Origin of the sequence: Mammaliicoccus sp. FSL K6-3158, from assembly GCF_038005105.1 — a bacterium.
GTDB classification, from domain to species: domain Bacteria; phylum Bacillota; class Bacilli; order Staphylococcales; family Staphylococcaceae; genus Mammaliicoccus; species Mammaliicoccus sciuri.
In genome coordinates this window covers 1523789-1547265 of sequence record NZ_JBBOSL010000001.1, presented here as the reverse complement: position 1 = coordinate 1547265, position 23477 = coordinate 1523789, and the positions used below count along the sequence as shown (strand labels likewise).

The following is a 23477-nucleotide window of genomic DNA, read 5'->3' as shown; positions in this document are numbered from 1 at the left end:
TGACTATGTGTTAAAAATGTAAACTTTATTAACATTTGACAAATTCTTTGCACATTTATATACTTATTTTGATTAACAATCAAATATGGGGAGTGGTGCATGGTGATTAAACAAGTTACACCTTATCTTTACTTTAACGGAACTTGCGAAGAAGCATTAGCATTTTATAGTGAAGCATTAGATGGAAGTGTAAGAGAATCACAAACTTATGGTGACGCAGGTGTAGATGCCTCCGAAGATCCTAATAGAATTATACATGCACAATTAGAAGTTAATGGTCATTTATTTATGTTTTCTGATATACCAAATGACGATGATTCACTTCATAATAATCACAATATATATATTGTTTTAGAATTTGAGACAGAAGAACAAATTAATGAAGTTTATAATATTTTTAAAGAAGGTGGACAAGTTCAAATGGAACTTGGGCAAACTTTCTGGGGACAGACATATGCGAAAGTAATCGATCAATTTGGTATAGGTTGGGATTTAACTTATACACATCAATAAAATAAAGTATAAAGAAAAACCATAAACAATTTTTGAGTAAAGTTTATGGTTTTTTAATTTTCTCCATTATATTATTTGTAATCTTTTAATTTTAAATTTTTTCTGTAACATATAATTAGAACGAAATCAAAAGAAGGTGGCGTTATTCATGAAAGTATTAATTGCACCAGATTCCTTTAAAGGTAGTATTGATGCACTCAGTGCTGCACAAGCGATAGAACGTGGCATTTTAACAGTAGATCCTGATACTAAGACGTTTCTTCTTCCAATGGCAGATGGTGGAGAAGGTACGATGATTAATTTAGTGCAAGCAACTAAAGGAACAGTAATTGAAGTTAATAGTATAGATCCGTTATCAAGACCAATACAATCAAGTTATGGTATAACTGGCGATGGAAAGACAGCAATTATCGAACTAGCAACAAGTTCGGGGATTGATTTACTTAAACAAGAGGAACTTAATCCATTACATACGACCACTTATGGAACAGGCTTACTTATTAAAGATGCCATTGAAAAAGGCATTAAACATTTTATTGTATGCTTAGGTGGAAGTGCTACAAATGATGCAGGAATTGGTTTATTACAAGCATTAGGCTATCAATTTCTAGATAAAAATGGAGTAGAAATACCATTAGGTGCAGAACATATTCATAATATTGAAGCGATAGATCAATCAGATGTGATGCCACAAATACATGATGTGAAATTTGAAATCGCATGCGATGTGACGAATCCATTCGTTGGTAAACAAGGTGCAAGTTATATATTTGGGCCACAAAAGGGAGCAACTCCAGAAATCGTAGAGAGGCTAGATCAATCATTTATTCATTTTGCAGATGTTATTAAGTCATTTAAAGATAAAGAAATAAGCAATATAGAAGGTGCTGGTGCTGCAGGTGGAACAGCAGGTGGCATGTTAGCGTTCTTAAATGCAGAATTAAAAAGAGGTATCGAACTTGTAGTAGGTTTTGTGAATTTTAAAGATATTATTAAAGAAAATGAAATAGACTTGATTATCACTGGTGAAGGCAAAATAGATGGTCAAACTTCTGGTGGAAAAGTCATATCAGGAATTGCACAAATTGCAAAATCTTATGACATACCTGTTATCGCAATTGGTGGTACGGTAGAGATGCCATTATCAGCACTTCACGAACAAGGCTTAACTGCAGCATTTAGTATTGCAAATGGTCCAATGACTTTAGAAGATGCTATGAAAAATGGTGATAAATTCATTGAACAACAAACTGAACAAATATTTAGAGCGCTTAAAAGGAAATAATAAAAAGAAGTGGGATTAATTTCCCACCTCTTTTTAATGATTATACCGATATTTTTGAACTTGATTAATAATAAAGACACCAGAAATCATAAATAAGATAGCTAAAATGAGTGTGAATTTAAAATCAATCATACTTGTAATAAGTAATGCAATCGTTGTTACAATACCGTTAAATATTGCAATCGGTACTTGGGTCTTATTGTGATCTTTATGGTCAGCACCAGCACCTGTTGATGATAATATGGTTGTATCTGATATTGGAGAACTATGATCCCCAAAGATACCTCCAGAAATAACGGCTCCTATACAAACTGCTAACGAAATGTCTAAATGATATCCTAATGGAATTGCGAGAGGTAACATAATAGCAAATGTTCCCCAAGAAGTTCCGTTTGCGAAGGACATACATGCACCAACAAGGAAAATTAAAGCAGGTACTATAGCAGGTGGTATCGTGCCATCGATAACTTGAACGATATAGTTAGCCGTTCCTAATTTGTCCAATACACTTCCTAAAGACCATGCTAATACTAAAATAACTAAAATATCTGTCATATTTTTCATACCGGTAGTATAAATATTTAATGATTGGCTAATTGTCTTAACTTTATAAAATAACATTAATAGGATAATAGAAATAGCAGCAAAGAAATAAGATAAACTTAAAGCTATTCTGAAATCTTTACCCTCTACACTTTGGAACGGGAATCCTTTAGGTGCTAATAAAGTAAACAATGAAACAATTAAAATGACGATAGGTAACCAAATTAGAATGGGTTTACTTTTATTTTCTACATCTTTATCAACTTCTACACTTTCTCTTAATGGCTTCGCATTGTCCCAATAAATTTGACCAGTATTCATTATACGATCCTCAGCTGCTTTCATAGGTCCGAAATCTAATTTTAATAAAATAATAAGAGGGACGATTAATACCGCAAGGACTGGATAAATAAAGTAGGGTAATGAAACCATAAAGGCATCCCATGAGGACATATCTATACTTAATCGTTTAAATTCTGTATCAATTAAACCCATAATATAAACGCCCCAACCAATAAACGGTACCATTACAGAAACTGGCGATGCTGTTGAATCAATAATCCAAGCTAATTTTTCTCGTGATATCTTCGCTTTATCAAATAAACTTTCATAAATTGGACCAACAATTAAAGGTGTGCCCATTTCAGAAAAGAATATTATAATACCACTAAACCAAGCAGCAAGTTGGATTTTGATACGACTTTTTGCACCTGATATAAATCGATTCGCAAATGCTTTTGCACCGCCTGAGTTCTCAAGCAACGCCACAAATCCTCCGATAAACACTAATAAGATAAGTATGCCCGCATTATATTCATCAGCAACCGTGCTGTACAAATAATCTCCAAGTAATTTTTTTAAAGAAGATATTGGATGAAAGCTTGTTAACAAGAGTATACCTGAAAATAATCCTAAAAATAATGAAACAATAACACTTCTCGTAAGTAATACCATAATAATGGCTATAATTGGAGGAATAATCGACCAAAAGCCAAAATGATCCATAAAAATACCCCCTTCAAAATATTCTGAAATATGTAATTATTTAATCTTCACATATAATTATAAATAAGTAAATATGATTTTAATAAATTAACAATGATATGCATTCTTATACATAGAACAGTGACAATTATATATAACAAAATGACAACTATATTTGTCAATATGACTAAAGTCGTGTATATTGATAAATGTAGGTGGTGGTCAAATGAGAAATAGGGTAAAAGAGTTAAGAGCTCGGGAAGGATTTAATCAAACTGAATTGGCTAAAAGAGCAGGAATTTCAAGACAAACAGTTTCTTTGATAGAGCGGAATAACTTTATGCCATCAGTATTGACTGCTGTTAGAATAGCAAGAATACTCAAAGAAAATGTTGAAGATGTTTTCATATTCGAGGAGGATGAATTATGAAAAAGAATAAAATTATGTTAATTGGTAACTTAATATTATATATGCTGATCGGTGGTTTAGTAGGTGGCTTACTTACAAGTATTTTTAAAAAAGGACATGACTTTTTAGAAATTGAACTTACGACAGTGCAAACTGATATTACAGCCATTATTCTAGCAATTGTATTAGTTATATTAGTTATCATTTTATTGAGCGTTTATAAAAAAGCTGAAAAATATAGAAAATTTGAAACAAATCCTGAAAATGAAGATGAAATAGAAATACAGTTAGAAAAAACATTAATTTATCCACCCATATTGCTTGGTATCATTATGACAATAGCTTTAACAATACTAAATATCGTCATTAACTTAACAAAAGAACCAAGTATGCTGTCTTTATTAATTGCGATGATTTCATTAATAGCAACAGCACCAATATCATATATGCATTTATCTAAATTGAGAAAATTATACCCAGAGCGAAACTATCCTAAAGCAGGAGATAAAAAATTAAATGAAAAAATAATAGATATGATGGATAGTGGAGAACAATATATTACATTAATTGCACTACAAAAAACTTATACACTGAACCAACAATTAATAATCGGATGTATAGCATTATCATCAATATTCTCAATCTCATCAAACAATAATCAATTCTTTAGTGTGTCATTATTGATTATTTTATATTTAGTCAACACAATGTATTACTCTAAAAAAGTATCAGAAACAATATAAAAAACTGCCTTTTATGGGCAGTTTTTTGTTTGAATGAATGAGGATGTACAATTGAAGTGACCCAAGTCATGGCTTAACGACCTATTTAAGCCATGAGATGACCCAAGTCATGGCTTAACGCCTAACTTAAGCCAAGAGATAGCCCAAGTCATGGCTTAATGTCTAACTTAAGCCAAGAGATAGCCTAAGTAATGGCTTAATGTCTAACTTAAGCCAAGAGATGACTCAAGTCATGGCTTAACGCCTAACTTAAGCCAAGAGATCATCCACAATCTATTCCACTAATCAAAACAAAGCCAAGAGACATTCATTCTCTTGGCTTTGTTCCTAATCTCGATATTCGATATTACAATGTATACGTATCAAATGATTGTAAGGCTTCTATTGCGCGATCTCTGTCTGTACTTGACTTGAAACTTAATCTCAATGCACCCATAATATCTTCTCTAACTTCTAATATTCGAATATTTGTTATAGAGATGTGATTTTGTCCGAGTATTCTTGTTACTTCACTGATCATACCTGGTTTATCTGGGATATCGACATATAAATCAAATGTTGATGTTAAGGCACCTTGTTCTTTAATAGGGAGCTGGTCTCTATATGTTTTGGCTGATTGATAAAAATCATGAATTAATGCAGGATTTCCTTCTTCTATCATTTCTTTCGTATGTGTCATTTGTTCGATCCAATTTTCCATAAGTGTGACAAGATGTTCTTTATTTTCTAATGTGATGTCACGCCACATATCAGCATTACTACTCGCGATACGTGTGATGTCACGGAAACCGCCTGCTGCTAATGTTCTGACATATTCGGATATTTGTGTGTTTTCTTCATTCATATGAATTAAACTTGATGCGATGACATGTGGAAAATGACTGACGACACCAGTTACATAGTCATGTTCTTTTGCTGACATTTTGATGAATTTTGCTTTAGTAGGTACTAACAAATGTTTAACTTCACTATAAGCCGCTTCATTGTCTGCTTGATCATATATCAATACATAATAAGCATTCTCGAATAAGTGCTTTTTTGAATTCGTGACACCTGACTTATGGCTACCTGCCATTGGATGTCCACCGATTAAATGAATATCTTGTTCTAATAATTGTGATTCTAGTGAACTTAATCCTAATTTCGTACTACCTGTATCGGTAACGATTAATCCTGGTTTAGTATCAATTTCTAATAATCGCTTACCGTACTCAATAGATTGCTGTACGGGTGTGGCTAATATAATTAAATCTGCTTGACGAGCACTAGAATCAAAGTCCGTTGCAATTTCATCTATAATTTTCATAGATAATGCGATTTCTGAATGTTTTTCAAAATAATCGTAACCTGTTATATGTAAATTGGGATGATAAAATTTAATATTTTGTATTAAACTCCCACCAATTAATCCTAGTCCAACTATAAATACGCGTTGCATAAAATCCCTCCAATACTTTAATAGTTTAAAGTAAGTTAGTGTGAGAAAGCAAGTGTTATTGATTTATTTTTTTAAAAGTATAGAATGATAATAAATGTATAAGGAGTGGTTAGATGACAATTAACGTAAAAGAAACGATCGATACAATTAAAGAACTTGTTTACATTAATAGTCCGTCTGGATTTGCTGATCCAGCAGTTGAATATTGTAGAAAAGTTGCTGAGTCTTTAAATTATGATACGAGTGTAACACACAAAGGCGGATTATTTATCAACGTACCAGGAAAAAATGATGATGCACAACGTCTGATTACAGCACACGTAGATACATTAGGTGCAATTGTTAAAGATATTAAAGAAGATGGCAGATTACAACTAGATTTAATTGGGGGATTTAGTTGGAATGCGATTGAAGGGGAATATTGTACTATCACTACGCAAAGTGGAAAAGAAATAACAGGTACCATTTGTTTACATGAAACAAGTGTCCATGTATATAAAAATAATACTGAAATTCCAAGAAATGCCGAACATATGGAAGTAAGATTAGATGAAAAAACATTTAATCCAGATGATACAAGAGCACTAGGCATTGAAATTGGAGATGCAGTGAGTTTCGACCCAAGATTTGTACATACAGAATCAGGATTTGTTAAATCTCGTCACCTTGATGATAAAGCAAGTGTTGCGATGATTTTACAATTTTTGAAATATCTTAAAGAAGAAAATGTTGAACTACCACATACGACACAATTTTATATTTCGAACAATGAGGAAATTGGTTATGGTGCAAATTCAAGTATTTCAGATAAAGTTGTAGAATTTATCGCTTTTGATATGGGTGCATTAGGAGATGGACAAGCTTCTGATGAATACACAGTATCTATTTGTGTGAAAGATGCTTCAGGGCCATATCATGTAGGATTAAGAAATCATTTAGTCAATTTATGCAAAGAAAATGATATTCAATATAAATTAGATATATATCCTTATTATGTTTCTGATGCTTCTGCTGCTTTACATGCTGGTGCTGATATTAGACATGGATTATTCGGTGCAGGCATTGAATCTTCGCATGCTTTAGAACGCACACATGAAGATTCTATTCTTGAAAGTGAAAAGTTATTAAGAGCTTATTGTTTATCAGAAATTAAAAACTAATCAGAATTCAAGGGTTGACATTTAAAATTTATTCTCGTATAGTGATATTTAATTAATCCGAAGAAATCATTCGGAATTTGAAAGATGAGTATCTCGTGTTGATAGTAGCAAATAGAAAGCTAATGGTTGATGTAAATTAGCACTACACACAAAGAGAGAATTGGGCTTTCAAATCATCAATTAAATGAAATTTAGAGTGAACATGAAATTCAATGTTAACTAAGGTGGCACCACGGTAACGCGTCCTTACAGATAGCGTATACTGTGGTGTCTTTTTGTATACCTAAATCAGTGGTCATAAGTATAAATTAAAGCCTGTAGCAAATAGAAAGTTAGTGGTTGATGTAAACTAACACAGTTTAATTTAGAAATGGGGACCATGTAGACATAATTAAATATTTAATGAGTGAATAAGTTTTATACTTATTAATGAAGGTGGTACCGCGCATAAGCGTCCTGTTTGATTAGGATGTTTATGCGCGGTTTTTTTATTAAGGAGGATTAAGATGATTATTAAATTTAAAAAGTTAAATGCTGATATTACCCCAGAAACTTTAGGACAAATAAATCGTAAGAAAATGATTTTAGAAAGTGCAAGCACAGACCAAATGAAAGGTAGATTTTCAATTGTAGCGTTCGAAGCTGTTGGAAAAGTGAATTTATATGATGATTATTTACAAATATTTATAAATGAAGAAGAACAACTTGTAAATGAACGTCCATATGAATCACTAGAGGATTTCATCAATGATATGAAAGTTGACGAAGTTCCAGAAGTTTTAACACATTTACCATTTGTATCTGGCATGATCGGGTATTGTAGCTTCGATTTAATTAGATATCAAAATAAATTACTTAAGCAAATTGAATTGCAATCAGATATTCCAGACGCTTCATTTAATCTTGTTGAATCTGTATACGTATTTGATCATTTTAAAGAAGAATTGTTTGTTATCGCATCTAACTTATTTAGTCAGAATACGGAAGCACAAGTTGAGCATGAGCTCAATAAAATGGTTGAAACATTAAAAGATATTTCACTATTTCAAAATAAAATTGAACATACATCAAGAGGTGAACTTGAAACTAATATTAGTGAAGAAGATTTTATGAAAGAAGTCGAATATTATAAATCGCTTATTAGTCAAGGTGATATGTTCCAAGTCGTACCTTCAAGAATTTATAAATATAAACATTACTTTAATGAACAAAATAAAGATACTTTGAAACTTCAAATTTATAAAAATTTAAAAAGACAAAACCCAAGTCCATATATGTATTACATTGACGATGAAGAAAGAAGCATCATTGGATCTTCACCAGAAAGTTTCATTAAGAAACAAGGTGATATCATTACAACAAACCCAATAGCAGGTACTAATAAGAGGGGTCAAACAGAAGAAGAAGATAAACAAAATGAAGTTGCACTGATTACAGATGAAAAAGAATTAGCTGAACACCGTATGCTTGTCGATCTTGGAAGAAATGATTTAAATATGATTGCTCAAACAGGTTCAGTATATATGCCTAAGTTAATGACTGTTGAAAGATTTGAACATGTTATGCATATCGTCTCAATCGTCGAAGGTAAAATTAGACCAGAAATTACACCGCTTCAAATGATTACAGCTTTATTACCAGCAGGAACAGTATCTGGTGCACCTAAGACGAGAGCAATCACAAGAATTTATGAAAGCAGAAAAAGAAAACGCGGTATTTATGCTGGTGGTGTTGGCTATATTAATTGCAACCATGATTTAGATTTTGCTTTAACAATTAGAACGATGGTTGTTGATAACGAATATGTAAATGTAGAAGCTGGCTGTGGTGTTGTATATGATTCAAACCCACAAAAAGAATTAAAAGAAACGATGATCAAAGCAAAAAGTTTATTGGAGGTTACACCATGATATTAGTAATTGATAATTACGATTCATTCACATATAACTTAGTAGATTTAATTAAGCAACATGATGACGTCTTAATCTATCATCCGGATGAGGCACCGTTCAATTTAAATATTGATGGATTGGTTATATCTCCAGGACCTGGTCATCCTGATGATACAGAAGACTTAAAAAATTTAATAGAAGCATATAAAGATAAACCGATATTAGGTATTTGTTTAGGCGCTCAAGCATTAACGACTTATTACGGTGGAGAAGTTGTCGTTGGGAAAGAAGTTAAGCACGGTAAAGTTGATCAAATTGATATTATTGAAACTTCTAAATTGTATCAAGAATGCGAACAGCATTTTAATATTATGAGATATCACTCATTAATTAGTGATGAAAAAACATTTCCGAGCACTTTGAAAATTACAGGAAGAACGAGAGATTCCATACAATCATTTGAACATAAATTAGAACCACATTTCGGAATACAATTTCATCCTGAATCATTTGCTTCAGATCATGGAAATGAAATTATAAAAGCTTTTATCGATATAACAAGGGAAGGTGCAAATTATGAACACGTTAAAACAACTCATTCAGTATCATGATTTATCGCAACAAGAAATGAAATCATTTGTAGATTTAATGATGGATGAACAAGCAGATGTATCATTGAAGGTTGCACATTTAGTAGCATTAAGTATGAAAGGTGAAACATCAGATGAATTATCGAACTTAAGTCAAAGTTTAATCGAAACAACATATAAAGAAAGACCTTATTTAGAAGATAGTATTTGTGTTTGTGGCACGGGTGGAGACCATTCTGGCAGCTTTAATATTTCAACAACCGCTTCATTTGTTGTTGCGGCAGCTGGCTTGAAAGTTTTGAAACATGGTAATAAAAGTATTACATCTAAAACAGGTAGCATTGATATCTTATCTGCTTTAAATATTCAAACAACACCTATTAAAGATGCGACAGAAAAAGTAAACGAAACAAATTTAGCATTTTTAAGTGCAACTGAAACGTATCCGATTATGAAGACTGTTCAACCTGTTCGTAAATCAATACCAACACCAACAACATTTAATTTACTTGGACCAATGATTCATCCGTATCATTTAGATTATCAAGTGATGGGCGTTTATGATGAAACGAAACTTAAAATTATTGCTGAAGCAATTTATAAATTAGGAAGAAAACGTGCCATTATCGTGCATGGTGCAGGTGGCATGGACGAAGCAACTTTATCTGGTGACAACATTATATATGAAGTATCTCAAGATGAAGGCATTAAACATTATACTGTAAATGCTGAAGAATACGGATTACAATCAGCACCTAACGAATCATTAAAAGGTGGAACACCTGAAGAAAACAAAGTCATTACTTTAGACATATTAACAGGACAAGATCATGGTCCTAAAAGAGATGTCGTTGTATTAAATGCTGCTTTAGCGTTATATGCCGGTCAAAAAGTAGACTCTATAAAAGAAGGTATTACGATAGTAGATTCTTTAATAGATGATAAACATGCATTAAATATATTAGAAGCTGTAGGAGGAAAAGTTTATGACAATATTGGATGAGATTGTAGAATATAAAAAAACATTACTAAATAATCAATATTATGAACAAAAATTAAACACATTGGAGAAAGTGGATGTACAACACAAAACATCTTTCTTAAGTCGTACACAGCATGATAATAAGTTGAATATCATTGCTGAATTAAAAGCAAAAAGTCCTACAGTATCAGATATTCCGAAACGAGATATGGCTACTCAAATAAAATTATATGAACAATACGGTGCTTCTGCTATATCTATATTAACGGATGAAAAATATTTCGATGGTAGTTATGAGAGATTACAAAATTTAACAACTAAGACGACATTACCTGTTTTATGTAAAGATTTTATCATTGATAAAAGACAAATTGATTTAGCACATCATGTTGGTGCCTCTATTGTATTATTAATCGTGAATATTTTATCAAAAGAAGAACTCGAAACTTTATACGCATATGCAACAGAAAAAGGTTTAGAAGTACTTGTCGAAGTGCATGATAAAGAAGAACTCAATATTGCACATGAAATTGGTGCACAATTAATTGGCGTTAATAATCGTGACTTAAAAAGATTTGTCACAGACGTTAAACATACGAATGAGATCTTAACGCAAATTAAACCAGGTGTAACATACATTTCTGAAAGTGGTATTCGTACTTTAGATGATGTAAAAAGTATTATCAGCAGTGGTATTGATGGCGCATTAATTGGGGAGTCGCTAATGAAACATCCACACTTAGATGAATTTCTACCAAGTTTACGACTAGAAAAACAAGGTGAGCAACATGTTTATTAAATGTTGTGGCTTTCAAGATAAAGTTACTATAGAAACAGCTGTCTTAAATCATGTCGATGCAATTGGATTTATCACGTATCCAAAAAGTAAACGATATGTATCTGTTGAAGTAATAAAGTCATTAAGTAAAGACATTCCCCAAACGATTGATATCGTAGCTGTCGTTGTGAATTTAACGATGGTAGAAATTGATGAACTTATTCGAGAAACTTCTATTAATACACTTCAATTTCATGGTGATGAATCTGTATCATTTATACAAGAGGTTAAAGAAAAGTATCCGCATATTAAGATTTATAAAGCTTTACCCGCTAATGATCAATTACTTACTAAAATAGAAGCTTTTAAAAATGAAGTAGATTTATTTTTAATTGATACGCCTTCAAAAGATTATGGTGGTACAGGAGTATCTTATGACTGGTCTATATTAAATGCATTAAACAATATTCCGTATTTAATTGCTGGTGGTATTAATATAGATAAAATTAAACAAATTGAATCATTAAACTTTAACCATAATGGTTATGACATATCAAGTGGAATTGAAACGAATGGTCAAAAAGATAAAGAGAAAATTAAAGCATTACTAACATATGTAAAGGGATGATTGAATTGAATAAAAATATACAATTAGAAGCAGATGATTTAGGATTTTTCGGAGAATTTGGTGGACAATATGTACCAGAAACATTAATACCAGCTATACAAGAATTAAACGATACGTATCAACAATTAAAAAATGATCCGGAATTTCATGAAACATTAAATGATTATTTAAAGGATTATGTAGGTAGAGAAACCCCTTTAACATATGCTGAGCGCTATACAGAAGCACTTGGCGGCGCAAAAATATACTTAAAAAGAGAAGATTTAAATCATACTGGCGCTCACAAAATCAATAACGCATTAGGACAAGCGCTTATTGCAAAGAAAATGGGTAAAAGAAAGCTCGTTGCTGAAACTGGTGCTGGTCAACATGGTGTAGCGAGTGCAACAATTGCAGCGTTGTTTGATATGGAACTTATTGTATTTATGGGTGAAGAAGATATTGAAAGACAAGCATTAAATGTTTTCAGAATGGAATTATTAGGTGCTAAAGTTGTACCTGTAACAGACGGACAAGGTACGTTATCAGATGCAGTAAATAAAGCTTTACAATATTGGGTTTCACATGTTGAAGATACACATTATTTACTTGGATCGGCGTTAGGTCCTCATCCATTCCCAACTATCGTAAGAGATTTACAAAGTGTGATTGGTAAAGAAATTAAGAAACAAATATTAGAGAAAGAATCTCGATTACCAGATGCAGTTGTTGCATGTATTGGTGGCGGTTCAAATGCAATTGGTACATTTTATCCGTTTGTAAATGATGAATCTGTTAAATTATTCGGCGTTGAAGCTGCTGGTGAAGGTATAGATACTACTAAACATGCTTTAGCTATTGAAAAAGGGAAACCAGGTGTATTACATGGTTCTAGAATGTATTTAATTCAAGATGAAAATGGACAAGTCGAACTTGCGCACTCTATTTCAGCGGGATTAGATTATCCAGGTGTAGGTCCGGAACATAGTTATTATAACAATATTGGTCGTGTTCAATATCCGAATGCAAGTGATACTGAAGCGATGGATGCGCTTATTAAATTTACACAATTAGAAGGTATTATTCCAGCTATAGAAAGTGCACACGCGTTGAGTTACGTTGAGAAACTAGCACCAACAATGGATAAAGATGAAATTATTGTTGTGACAGTTTCTGGTAGAGGAGATAAAGATATGGAAACGATTAGAAAGTATATGCAAGAGAAGGGGGATCATCATGCGTAAATTATTTATACCATATGTCATGGGAAACAAAGATTTTATAGATTCAGTCAAGCTTATGGACGAAAATGGTGCAGATTATATAGAAATTGGTTTACCTTTCTCGGATCCTGTAGCTGATGGCCCAACGATTATGGCGGCTGGACAAGAAGCGATTAAACAAGGTATGTCTGTTAATAAAATCATTGATCAACTGATCGAACATAAAGATGAAATCAATACGCCATATTTATTTATGACTTATTATAATTTAATTGATGCTTATGGTGTTGACGCTTTTATAGAACGAATTGCTGAAGCGAATGTTTACGGTTTAATCATTCCAGATTTACCATTTGAACTTGGACAAAGATTTAAAAAGTATTTACAACCTAAAAACATTAAATTAATTTCTTTAATTGCGATGACTTCTAGTGATGAAAGAATTAAACAAATAGCCGAACTTGCGGAAGGCTTTATTTACACAGTGACAATGAATGCGACGACTGGTGATGGCAGAGGCTTCCATGAATCTTTAAAAGATAAAATTAAATTTATACAACAACACGCTAGTGTACCTGTTGTTTGTGGATTTGGTATTAGAACTGAAGAACATGCTAAAGAAATAAAGGCATTTAGTGACGGCATTGTAATTGGTAGCGAAATTGTTAAAAGATTAAAAAATGATTCAATAGAACAAACTCAAGCATATTTGCAAAGTATTAGAAAAGCATTAGATGAAGATTAAAAATGCATAACCCTTAATAGAAGAAAAAGAAACACACTTCATGTATAATCGACATTAACAAATGAAAAGGAGTGTTTCTAATGAGCAAAAAAGTTCTCATAGTTGTTACAAATGCATCTCAATTTAAAGATGGTAAACCAACTGGATTATGGCTAGAAGAAGCAGCAATTCCTTATAAAGTATTTATTAAAAATGGATTAGAAGTGGATATTGCATCTGTAAAAGGTGGCAGTGTTCCGATAGATCCAAATTCAACTCAAAATGACGAAGCTAAAGAATATCATGACGTATTAGAAAAGTTACAACAAACATATAGTATTAGAGACATCGTGTTTGAGAGTTATGATGGCATATTCTTACCTGGTGGTCATGGAACAGTATTTGACTTCCCAAATAATGAAGACTTGGAAGATATGCTAGCATATTATAGAAATAACGATAAGGTGATTGGTGCAGTATGCCATGGTCCAAGTGCATTTGTAGGCGCTAAGCTTCCTAATGGGAACTATTTAGTGGATGGTGTTAAATTAACTGCTTTTACAGATAGTGAAGAAAAAGCAATGAATTTAGAAAATGATGTACCATTTTTACTACAAACACAACTTGAAAAGCAAGGTGCTCGATTCGTTAAAGGTGCTGATTTTGAATCGCATACAGTTGCAGACGGTAAATTTGTCACAGGACAAAATCCAAATTCGAGTGAAGAGGTTGCCGAAAAATTTGTGAATGTATTAAAATAGTTAAGCAATATAAATAAAAACCTGCCATATGGTAGGTTTTTATTTATGAAATAATGGTATAGTAATGAGTATTATTTTAGAATAAAGACAAAATATTGTATAATTGTAACAAATACATAAAAATGAGATTGGGAGTATTGTATAAATGAAATTTACAAATTTAACAACTGGTGAATTTGAAGCTTTTACAAATAAAATGCCGTACGCGCATTTTACACAAGCAGTAGGTAATTATGAATTAAAAACATCTGAAGGTACTTCAACACATTTAGTAGGGGTCAAAGATAATCAAGGTGAAGTATTAGCTGCGTGTCTGTTAACAAGTGTACCAGTTATGAAGAAATTTAATTACTTTTACTCAAATAGAGGACCAGTAATGGATTATGACAACAAAGAACTTGTTGACTTTTTCTTTAAAGAAATCGTGAGCTATTTAAAAAGTTATAAAGGATTATTCTTTAGAATCGATCCTTACTTGCCATATCAACTAAGAGATCATGATGGCAATATTAAAAAATCATTCAACCGTGATGGCTTAATTAAACAATTTGAATCATTAGGCTATGAACATCAAGGCTTCACAACTGGTTTCCACCCAATACATCAAATTAGATGGCATTCTGTACTTGATTTAGAAGGTATGGACGAAAAGACGCTCATCAAGAACATGGACAGTTTAAGAAAAAGAAATACTAAAAAAGTTCAAAAAAATGGTGTTAAAGTTCGTTTTCTATCTAAAGATGAAATGCCGATATTCCGTCAATTTATGGAAGATACTACAGAGAAGAAAGATTTCAACGATCGTGGCGATGACTTCTATTACAATAGATTAAAATACTTTGAAAATATAAAGATTCCTTTAGCATATATAGACTTTGAAACTTACATTCCACAATTAGAAAAAGAACATGAACAATACAACAAAGATATTGCAAAAGCTGAAAAAGATTTAGAAAAGAAACCAGATAATCAAAAAACGATTAATAAAATAGACAACTTAAAACAACAAAGAGAAGCAAATGAAGCTAAATTAGAAGAAGCACGTCAACTACAACAAGAACATGGTGATACATTACCAATAGCAGCTGGTTTCTTTATTATTAATCCATTTGAAGTTGTATATTATGCAGGTGGTTCATCGAATGAATATCGTCACTTTGCAGGTAGTTATGCAATTCAGTGGGAAATGATAAAATACGCATTAGATCACAATATTGACCGTTATAACTTCTATGGTATCAGCGGGGACTTCTCAGAAGATGCACCTGATGTTGGCGTTATTAAATTTAAAAAAGGTTACAATGCAGATGTTTATGAATATATTGGTGATTTCGTTAAACCAATTAATAAACCAGCGTACAAAGCATATACAACACTAAAAAAAGTATTAAAAAAATAAATGATTTTCAGTAAGAGAGGAATTTAGATAATATGAAATTTACAGAATTAACGGTTACTGAATATGATGAGTTCGTATCTGATAGTCGATACGAAAGTCACTACTTTCAAGTAAAAGAAAACATCAAGACGAGGGAAAATGATGGTTTTCAAGTTGTATTATTAGGTGTTAAAGATGAGAATAACCAAGTAGTTGCAGCAAGTCTATTCTCAAAAATACCAACATTAGGTAGTTATGTGTATTATTCAAATCGTGGTCCGGTAATGGATTATAGCAATCTAGATTTAGTGACATATTACTTCAAAGCACTTGAAAAGTACTTAAAACAACATCAATGTCTATATGTTAAAGTCGACCCATACTGGATTTACAATATATATGATAAAGATATTAAACAAATTAAAGAAGATGGCGCTAATGACCAAATCGTTGATTTAATTAAATCACTAGGCTATGACCATCACGGCTTTACGACTAAATATGATCCATCAAGCCAAGTAAGATGGATGGGTGTCTTGAACTTAAAAGATAAAACATTAGCAGAAGTTAAAAAAGGATTCGACAGCCAAAGAAAACGTAACGTCAATAAAGCACATAATTACGGTGTTAAAGTACGTTTCTTAGAACGCGATGAATTAGATATATTCTTTAAATTATATAGAGAAACAGAAGAAAGAGCTGGCTTTATTTCTAAGACAGATGAATATTTCTTAAACTTTATTGATACATATGGTTCTAAATCATTAGTACCATTAGCATATATCGATTTAAATGAATATATTCAATCAACACAAGAGAATCTAAATGACTTAGAAACAAAACGTGACCAAATGATGGCAAAAGAAAACAAATCTGAAAAGCAATTAAAGAAAATTGCTGAAACTGATCGTTTAATCGACCATGCACAGAAAGAATTATTAGAAACTAGCGAACTTATTAAAACAGACGGCGAAATCTTAAACTTAGCATCAGGTGTATTTTTTGAAAATGCATATGAAATCAATTATTTCTCAGGTGGCTCAAGTGAAAAATACAATCACTTTATGGGTCCATATATGATGCACTGGCATATGATTAACTATTGTTTCGAAAATGGATTCGATAGATACAATTTTTACGGATTATCAGGAGATTTCACTGAAGATAGCGAAGATTACGGTGTATATCGATTTAAACGAGGATTTAACGTTCAAATCGAAGAATTAATCGGAGATTTCTATAAACCAATCAATAAGAAAAAATATTTCTTACACAATGTAATTCAAAAAGTACGATCTAAAATTAAAAAGTAATCAAAAAAAGCTGAAAAATGAATTTCAGCTTTTTTTGTGTTAAATATAGGGTTAGTGGCATATATCATATTTATTCGATTAATTAGTTTACATAATATATATTATAGGAAGTTAAGTGCATTGTCTTAGGGGACGCCTATTCTACATATATATCTAACTATTTATTGTTACATGTTTTATTTGTGACGATTTATCAATTGCATATAGATCTGGATTCTTTAAAGCTTTCCATTCATCAAAGTCAAATTGTTTATCAAAATGATTTAGTAATAATGACATGATGTTTCCATGTGTAACGATTAATGCATGTTCATTTACTGGTATCGACTTAAATACTTCTAAAATTCGCTGTTGAGCTTCTAAACTTGTTTCGCCATTATGTATCCGATAATTAAAGTCACTGAAAGTCATTTTAAGCTCAGTTAGCCAATTATCTATTGGTAAGTCACTTAATATGCGCTCATTTAAACGGCTATCATAAGTTAATGGTGTTTGGTATTTCGTTAAATATGGTTTGATTGATTCATATGTACGATTCGTTTCACTGACATATATATGGTCAATATTGAGATTAGCTAGTACAGTTACTAATTGTTTTGCTGACTTAATGCCATCTGTCGTTAAAGCTGCATTAAAGTCTTGTCCAGTAGCTTTGCAATGTCTTAATACATAAATCATTAAATCACTCCAAATAGATTTTAGGAAAGCATATCATACATCATTATAAATAAAAACTACTATAAATCGAAATAAATTCGATTTATAGTAGTTCATGCTATTGATTCATTTTGACATAACTTGCAATTGCTTTACTAGCAAATTGTGCGGTACCGTCACCAAATTTATTGATATTTTTAGTAAATCTTTCATCACTTACATACATATCACCGATACTACCAAATGCTTCTAAACTATACTCGCAATCAATATTAGAATTTAAATATGTGTACCATCTTTGTACAATTGATTGAGCAATTTCTGAGTCTGGAGATTCATTTCTGTTTGCTGCAAATGCTCTAAAAATATCATTCATTTCTTCTTCTTTTGAAGCTTTTTCTTCTTTAGACCAACTATTAATACGATTGTTCGCTTTATCTACAGTTTTATTCCCCCACTTTTCACGTGCCTCAGCTTCATATTCATTCTGATTAAACTCAAATCCTATAAATTTATCTTCATTCGTCATGTTAATTTCTCCTTTCATATGTTTAGTCGTTTGATCTATCGTTTGAATCATTTGATCAATTCTTGTTCTTTTATTGATGAGCATCTTTTTATGCATATTTAATGCTTCTTCTTTATCAAACGAAGGATCATCAAGAATTTCTTTTATCTTTTTGAGAGGAAAATCAAGCTCTTTAAAAAATAAAATTTGCTGTAATCTGTCTACATTCTCGTCTGAATACAATCGATAACCAGATGATGATACATTAGACGGATTTAGTAAATTAATTTCATCATAATGGTGAAGCGTGCGCACACTTATACCGACTAATTGAGCAATTTCTTTAACAGTCATTTCCATTTACTTAACCTCCTCATAACCCTACTATAAAGTCTTACGTTACGTTAGAGTCAACAATATAATCAAAAAAATAAATAAAGTCAATTTCGTACATGTTATAATACATATAGAATATCACGTAAGTCAGGAGTTTTATAATGAATAAAGAGATACAACTTGAATCAAAATTAGAAACATCTCGTTTAATACTACTAGCTGGAGAACAAGTTTTTTCATATAAAGAGACAATAAAGGACGAAATGCTTAACTCAGTTAATACATTGAAAGATTGGGTAGCATTCTTCAATTATCAATTCGATGAATATAAAGTGACTGATTTTCTTAATAAATCAACTGACCCACAGTATAACAAAGAATATTTTAGATATTTTATCTTTGAAAAAGATACGATGCAATTTGTAGGATCAGTTGTCCTTCAAGATATCGATTTAAGATTACCATCATGTGAAATTGGCTATTGGGCAGTCAATTCAGGTCTAGGCAAAGGTTATATAACAGAAGCTATTCAATATATTACACAACATGTTATAGAAAACCATGGATTTGTAAGAATAGAAGCATACATAGATGTTAAAAATATAAGAAGCATTAACACCATTGAAAGATGTGGGTATGAACGAGAAGGAACATTAAAGAACTCAGATTTAAGCGCAGACCAACAAAATATTATTAACGAAGCACTCTATGCAATCACGACACCTGTATATTTTAAATAAAGAAAGAAAAAGCGACTGGGATATATAGAAATATCTCAGTCGTTATTAGCAGTTTTGATAAGAAATGCAAATAACGAGTGTGTTAGTAACAGTTCGTCCAAGTTTTGTAACTATGGCTATCCTTAGTAACACTTCAGCTGAGTTTTGTAATTATAGCGGTCCATAGTAACACTTCGACCGACTTTTGTAACTATGGGTATCCTTAGTAACAGTTCAGCCAAGTTTTGTAAATAACGCCCCCGTTACGAACAAGATTGGCGAGAAGTGTTCACAAGAGCCCTGTTATAAACAAGTTTAGCCAGAAGTGTTGACAACGCCCGACCAATCAATCAAAAAAGTCTGGGACATAATGTAATGTCTCAGACTCTTCTAGTATCTTGGCAGTAGGTGTCTGAATTGAAAATGCGCTTGTACCAAGCTTTTTTTAATTCTAGTCATCCTTGCCGGGGCGGGACTACGAAATCTTTTTATCTAAATTAGATTTCTGTCCCGCTCCCTATTTATTACGTCTTTTTAATTCATTAAATTGACGTCCATCTTCTATTGTTTCATCTTGACTATGTTTTTCAGCTAATCTTTTTTGATTCTTTCTCATTAAGTACCATGTTAATAAGCATACAAATAAACTTACGATTGCCATAAATGCGGCATAGCCTAATAATGGTTCGTATGTAATATCATAAAAATTAGGTAATATAAATGCGATCATACCTAATACGACAAATGTCAAAATTGCACTGATGACGTGTTTTTTTAGTATTAATGATGATAATACAGAAAAAACAATAACGACGACAAATGAAATCCATAAGTAGTTTGGAAAATCAAAAATGTTCAAGATGCACGCCTCCTTTATCTAGTTGTACTGGTCTATACCCCTTTTATTTATGTTTAATTACATTATAGATAGAAATTTGATTTATTCATATAAATTTAATTGTACATTTGCAATTTTGTTTAAATTTTACGGACATAAGCGCACAATTATGACCATGATGAGCAAGATGAATTGTTCGAATGGTACGTTGTATCATATGACGTAGAAGATGTTTACATGTATAATATGTACATAAGTACATAAATAAGTAAATTTTAAAAAAGGGTGATTTGATGGGACAATTATTAAGAAGTGAAGTTCCTGTTCAAGAAACATGGGATCTTTCAAGTTTGTATCAAGACAATGATGCATTTTTTAGTGCATTAAATGAATTAGTTGAGAACGTTACAGCATTTAATAGCAAATATGTGAATCAGTTAAATGAAATATCAACGATTGAATCTGCTTTACGTGAACAAGCTGATCTTATCGTAAGTATTATTCACTTAAGTACATATGCAGAATTACTTTATTCGACTGATACGACAGATGAACAAAGTCAAAAAGTAGCTGCACAATTTTCTACTACATATGGAAAAGTAGCTGGTTTATTATCATTTGTAGAGTCAGAAATTTTGCAATTAGATGATGAAGCATTCAATGCTTTAATTAAGCAGTCTGAGTATCCTAAATATTTAACGTTGTTAAAACGTCAAAAAGAACATACATTACATCCTGAAGTAGAAAAAACGTTAGCAACCTTCTCACCTACTTTTGGTGCGCCATATGAATTATATGGTATTACGAAGATGTTAGATATTGAGTTTGGTACTTTTGAAGCGAATGGAGAAGAAATACCTTTAGATTATGTATCATTTGAAGGTGATTACGAAGTTGAGTCTAATACAGAAGTTAGACGTAATGCATTCAAGAAATTTAGTGAGTCGCTACGCCGATATGAAAATACGACTGCAGCAACATACAACGCTCATGTTCAAAAAGAAAAAATTGAATCTGAATTACGTGGTTATGATTCTGTTATTGATTTCTTATTAGAATCACAAGATGTAACGAGAGAAATGTACGATCGTCAAATTGATGTTATTTCAGAAGAATTAGCACCACATATGAGAAGATATGCGCAATTACTTAAACGTACAAATAACCTAGATAAATTGAAATTTGAAGATTTACGTATATCATTAGACCCTACTTATGAACCAGATGTATCAATTGAAGGTTCTAAAGAATATATTAAAGAAGCATTGAGTGTGCTTGGTGAAGATTATATGCAAATGGTTAATGATAGTTATGATAAACGTTGGATTGACTTCCCTCAAAACAAAGGGAAACAAACAGGTGCTTATTGCGCAAGCCCATACGGTGTTAACCCATTCATATTTATTTCATGGACAAGTAAGATGACTGAAGTATTTGTATTAGCACATGAACTTGGTCATGCAGGACACTTTAATTTAGCAAATGCACATCAAAATGTATATCAAGCTGATTGTTCTATGTATTTTGTAGAAGCACCATCAACAATGAATGAAATGTTAATGGCTAATAGTTTATTGAAGAAATCAGATGATCCGAAATTTAAACGTTGGGTTATTAGCTCAATTATTTCAAGAACGTACTATCATAATATGGTTACACATTTGTTAGAAGCTAAATATCAAAGAGAAGTTTATAGACACGTTGATAAAGGTGAGGCACTCACTGCCCCACTTTTAAATAGTATTAAGAAACAAGTTATTTCTGATTTCTGGGGAGACGAAGTAGAAATAACAGAAGGTGCAGAATTAACATGGATGCGCCAACCGCATTATTATATGGGCTTATATCCTTATACGTATTCAGCAGGTTTAACGATAGGAACTGCTATGAGTCAAAGAATTGAAAAAGAAGGACAACCTGCTGTTGAAGATTGGTTAAACGTTTTAAAAGCTGGTGGCTCTATATCTCCTGTTGAACTTGCTCAAATGGCAAGTATCGATATTACAACAGATAAACCACTTAAAGAAACAATCGCGTATATCGGTCGCTTAATTGATGAGCTAGAATCACTCACAAACGAAATTGAATAATATCTTATCTAAGATTAATGTAGAGACTAGGACATCTTATGGTGTCAGTCTCTACATTTTTATGTCATAAGCTATTCATGTCTAATATAAACATTCCTTATTAAATAACCGTATTATATATTATTCTAATTTTAATATTATTTGTGTTACAATATAATCAAACAAATTCGAACTTATTAAAAAGTTAATATATAGGAGGATCACAAGTGAAATTAAAAGTTGATAGGCACCGTTTTATAATGGATGAACTTAAAAATAATATGTCTGTGAAAGTATCTTCCCTTTCAGAGAAGATGAACGTTGCTGAAATGACAATAAGAAGAGATTTACAAGAACTAGAAAACAATGGTTTGTTAAATAGAATTCATGGTGGCGCTAAATTAATTGAAGATAACTTATATAATGAAAAGTCACATAAAGAAAAGCAAACCATCAATGTTTCTAATAAAATGAAAATCGCTCAAAAGTGTGGCGAACTCATTCATAATGAAGATATTATTTTTATCGGTTCAGGTTCTACAAATGAACTTATATTTGATTTTATAAAAGACAAGAACTTAAGCATATTTACGAATTCGCTTGATATATTCTTACAATATAAAGATTTATCAAACATTGATGTATTACTCGTAGGTGGTCGATTTAGATCCAAAACGGGTACATTTATCGGACACTTTGCGAACAAAATGATGGAAGACTTTCATGTAGCAAAAGCATTTGTCGGTGTTAACGGTATATATGGTCAGAAATTAACAACTGCTAATGAAGAAGAAGGCAAAGGCATTCATATCATTTTAGAAAATGCAAAGCTTAAATATATCACAGCAGACAGCACAAAATTTGGTGTTCAAGCATTATATAACTTCTATAATATTAACGATGTCGATGCTGTTATATCAGATGATGATGTAAGTGAAAAAATATTAAACACATATCCAAACAAGATTAAGTAGTTATAAAATGAATATTAAAAAGAAAAGCAATATAGAATAGCATAACGCTATTT

23 protein-coding genes are annotated in these 23477 nt (G+C 31.7%); 18 read left to right on the top strand and 5 right to left on the bottom strand.

Annotation, left to right across the window (positions count from 1 at the left end):
• Positions 1 to 99 precede the first annotated feature (99 nt).
• Both MHH94_RS07740 and MHH94_RS07735 read left to right on the top strand, forming a co-directional pair.
• Positions 100 to 513 (top strand): VOC family protein, encoded by a 414-nt coding sequence (locus MHH94_RS07740; protein ID WP_181294758.1) that lies wholly within the window; start codon positions 100 to 102, stop codon positions 511 to 513.
• Between the two features lie 148 nt (positions 514 to 661).
• The gene (locus MHH94_RS07735; RefSeq protein WP_106417679.1) at positions 662 to 1798 is read left to right on the top strand and encodes a glycerate kinase; all 1137 of its coding nucleotides are present in this window, start codon (positions 662 to 664) and stop codon (positions 1796 to 1798) included.
• A 33-nt stretch (positions 1799 to 1831) separates the two neighbouring features.
• Here MHH94_RS07735 and MHH94_RS07730 read toward each other — a convergent pair whose 3' ends face one another.
• Positions 1832 to 3346, bottom strand: coding sequence for a Na+/H+ antiporter NhaC family protein (locus MHH94_RS07730; protein WP_058591310.1), 1515 nt, complete (start codon positions 3344 to 3346; stop codon positions 1832 to 1834).
• Between the two features lie 205 nt (positions 3347 to 3551).
• Between MHH94_RS07730 and MHH94_RS07725 the strand changes: the two genes are divergently transcribed.
• Entirely contained in the window at positions 3552 to 3755 is a 204-nt protein-coding gene (locus tag MHH94_RS07725; protein ID WP_025905978.1) for a helix-turn-helix transcriptional regulator, read from the top strand.
• On the top strand, positions 3752 to 4477 hold the full coding sequence (locus MHH94_RS07720) for a DUF3169 family protein (protein ID WP_084754655.1): 726 nt from the start codon (positions 3752 to 3754) through the stop codon (positions 4475 to 4477). Before MHH94_RS07725 ends, MHH94_RS07720 begins: the two co-directional genes overlap by 4 nt.
• 346 nt (positions 4478 to 4823) lie before the next feature.
• Here MHH94_RS07720 and MHH94_RS07715 read toward each other — a convergent pair whose 3' ends face one another.
• The gene (locus tag MHH94_RS07715; protein ID WP_058591309.1) at positions 4824 to 5915 is read right to left on the bottom strand and encodes a prephenate dehydrogenase; all 1092 of its coding nucleotides are present in this window, start codon (positions 5913 to 5915) and stop codon (positions 4824 to 4826) included.
• A gap of 113 nt (positions 5916 to 6028) precedes the next feature.
• On the opposite strand from MHH94_RS07715, the gene MHH94_RS07710 reads away from it, so the two are divergent.
• The 11 genes from MHH94_RS07710 to MHH94_RS07660 all read left to right on the top strand — a co-directional run bounded on the left by MHH94_RS07710 (position 6029) and on the right by MHH94_RS07660 (position 17323).
• Positions 6029 to 7075, top strand: coding sequence for a M42 family metallopeptidase (locus MHH94_RS07710; protein ID WP_106417678.1), 1047 nt, complete (start codon positions 6029 to 6031; stop codon positions 7073 to 7075).
• 506 nt (positions 7076 to 7581) lie between these two features.
• A complete protein-coding gene (locus MHH94_RS07705) occupies positions 7582 to 8985 on the top strand; it encodes an anthranilate synthase component I (protein ID WP_048543079.1) in 1404 nt (467 codons plus the stop codon).
• Positions 8982 to 9578 (top strand): anthranilate synthase component II, encoded by a 597-nt coding sequence (locus MHH94_RS07700; RefSeq protein ID WP_075577936.1) that lies wholly within the window; start codon positions 8982 to 8984, stop codon positions 9576 to 9578. Before MHH94_RS07705 ends, MHH94_RS07700 begins: the two co-directional genes overlap by 4 nt.
• On the top strand, positions 9544 to 10560 hold the full coding sequence (gene trpD / locus MHH94_RS07695; protein ID WP_106417677.1) for an anthranilate phosphoribosyltransferase: 1017 nt from the start codon (positions 9544 to 9546) through the stop codon (positions 10558 to 10560). Before MHH94_RS07700 ends, trpD begins: the two co-directional genes overlap by 35 nt.
• A complete protein-coding gene (gene trpC, locus MHH94_RS07690; RefSeq protein WP_058591304.1) occupies positions 10544 to 11338 on the top strand; it encodes an indole-3-glycerol phosphate synthase TrpC in 795 nt (264 codons plus the stop codon). Before trpD ends, trpC begins: the two co-directional genes overlap by 17 nt.
• The gene (locus MHH94_RS07685; protein WP_106417676.1) at positions 11328 to 11945 is read left to right on the top strand and encodes a phosphoribosylanthranilate isomerase; all 618 of its coding nucleotides are present in this window, start codon (positions 11328 to 11330) and stop codon (positions 11943 to 11945) included. The genes trpC and MHH94_RS07685 overlap by 11 nt, the downstream gene beginning before the upstream one ends.
• 5 nt (positions 11946 to 11950) lie before the next feature.
• Positions 11951 to 13168: a tryptophan synthase subunit beta gene (gene trpB / locus MHH94_RS07680; RefSeq protein ID WP_106417680.1), complete on the top strand. Its 1218-nt coding sequence runs from the start codon at positions 11951 to 11953 to the stop codon at positions 13166 to 13168.
• The gene (trpA, locus tag MHH94_RS07675) at positions 13161 to 13892 is read left to right on the top strand and encodes a tryptophan synthase subunit alpha (RefSeq protein ID WP_106417675.1); all 732 of its coding nucleotides are present in this window, start codon (positions 13161 to 13163) and stop codon (positions 13890 to 13892) included. The genes trpB and trpA overlap by 8 nt, the downstream gene beginning before the upstream one ends.
• A gap of 80 nt (positions 13893 to 13972) precedes the next feature.
• On the top strand, positions 13973 to 14632 hold the full coding sequence (locus tag MHH94_RS07670; protein WP_037587994.1) for a type 1 glutamine amidotransferase domain-containing protein: 660 nt from the start codon (positions 13973 to 13975) through the stop codon (positions 14630 to 14632).
• A 145-nt stretch (positions 14633 to 14777) separates the two neighbouring features.
• The gene (locus MHH94_RS07665) at positions 14778 to 16031 is read left to right on the top strand and encodes an aminoacyltransferase (RefSeq protein ID WP_106417674.1); all 1254 of its coding nucleotides are present in this window, start codon (positions 14778 to 14780) and stop codon (positions 16029 to 16031) included.
• A gap of 32 nt (positions 16032 to 16063) precedes the next feature.
• Positions 16064 to 17323, top strand: a complete 1260-nt coding sequence (locus MHH94_RS07660; RefSeq protein WP_084754649.1) for an aminoacyltransferase — start codon at positions 16064 to 16066, stop codon at positions 17321 to 17323.
• Between the two features lie 153 nt (positions 17324 to 17476).
• On the opposite strand, the gene MHH94_RS07655 is transcribed toward MHH94_RS07660, so the two are convergent.
• Positions 17477 to 18001 carry a histidine phosphatase family protein gene (locus MHH94_RS07655; RefSeq protein WP_106417353.1) on the bottom strand — a complete coding sequence of 175 codons (525 nt, stop codon included), beginning with the start codon at positions 17999 to 18001 and terminating at the stop codon, positions 17477 to 17479.
• Between the two features lie 97 nt (positions 18002 to 18098).
• Positions 18099 to 18848 carry a MerR family transcriptional regulator gene (locus tag MHH94_RS07650; RefSeq protein ID WP_058591298.1) on the bottom strand — a complete coding sequence of 250 codons (750 nt, stop codon included), beginning with the start codon at positions 18846 to 18848 and terminating at the stop codon, positions 18099 to 18101.
• 137 nt (positions 18849 to 18985) lie between these two features.
• Here MHH94_RS07650 and MHH94_RS07645 point away from each other — a divergent pair, with 137 nt between their 5' ends.
• Complete coding sequence (locus tag MHH94_RS07645; protein ID WP_058591297.1) at positions 18986 to 19564, top strand: GNAT family N-acetyltransferase; 579 nt, start codon at positions 18986 to 18988, stop codon at positions 19562 to 19564.
• Between the two features lie 496 nt (positions 19565 to 20060).
• On the opposite strand, the gene MHH94_RS07640 is transcribed toward MHH94_RS07645, so the two are convergent.
• Positions 20061 to 20402 carry a hypothetical protein gene (locus tag MHH94_RS07640; RefSeq protein ID WP_025906054.1) on the bottom strand — a complete coding sequence of 114 codons (342 nt, stop codon included), beginning with the start codon at positions 20400 to 20402 and terminating at the stop codon, positions 20061 to 20063.
• A 272-nt stretch (positions 20403 to 20674) separates the two neighbouring features.
• Here MHH94_RS07640 and pepF point away from each other — a divergent pair, with 272 nt between their 5' ends.
• Positions 20675 to 22471, top strand: coding sequence for an oligoendopeptidase F (gene pepF / locus MHH94_RS07635; RefSeq protein ID WP_106417352.1), 1797 nt, complete (start codon positions 20675 to 20677; stop codon positions 22469 to 22471).
• Between the two features lie 206 nt (positions 22472 to 22677).
• Entirely contained in the window at positions 22678 to 23424 is a 747-nt protein-coding gene (locus MHH94_RS07630) for a DeoR/GlpR family DNA-binding transcription regulator (protein ID WP_181294736.1), read from the top strand.
• Positions 23425 to 23477 lie beyond the last annotated feature (53 nt).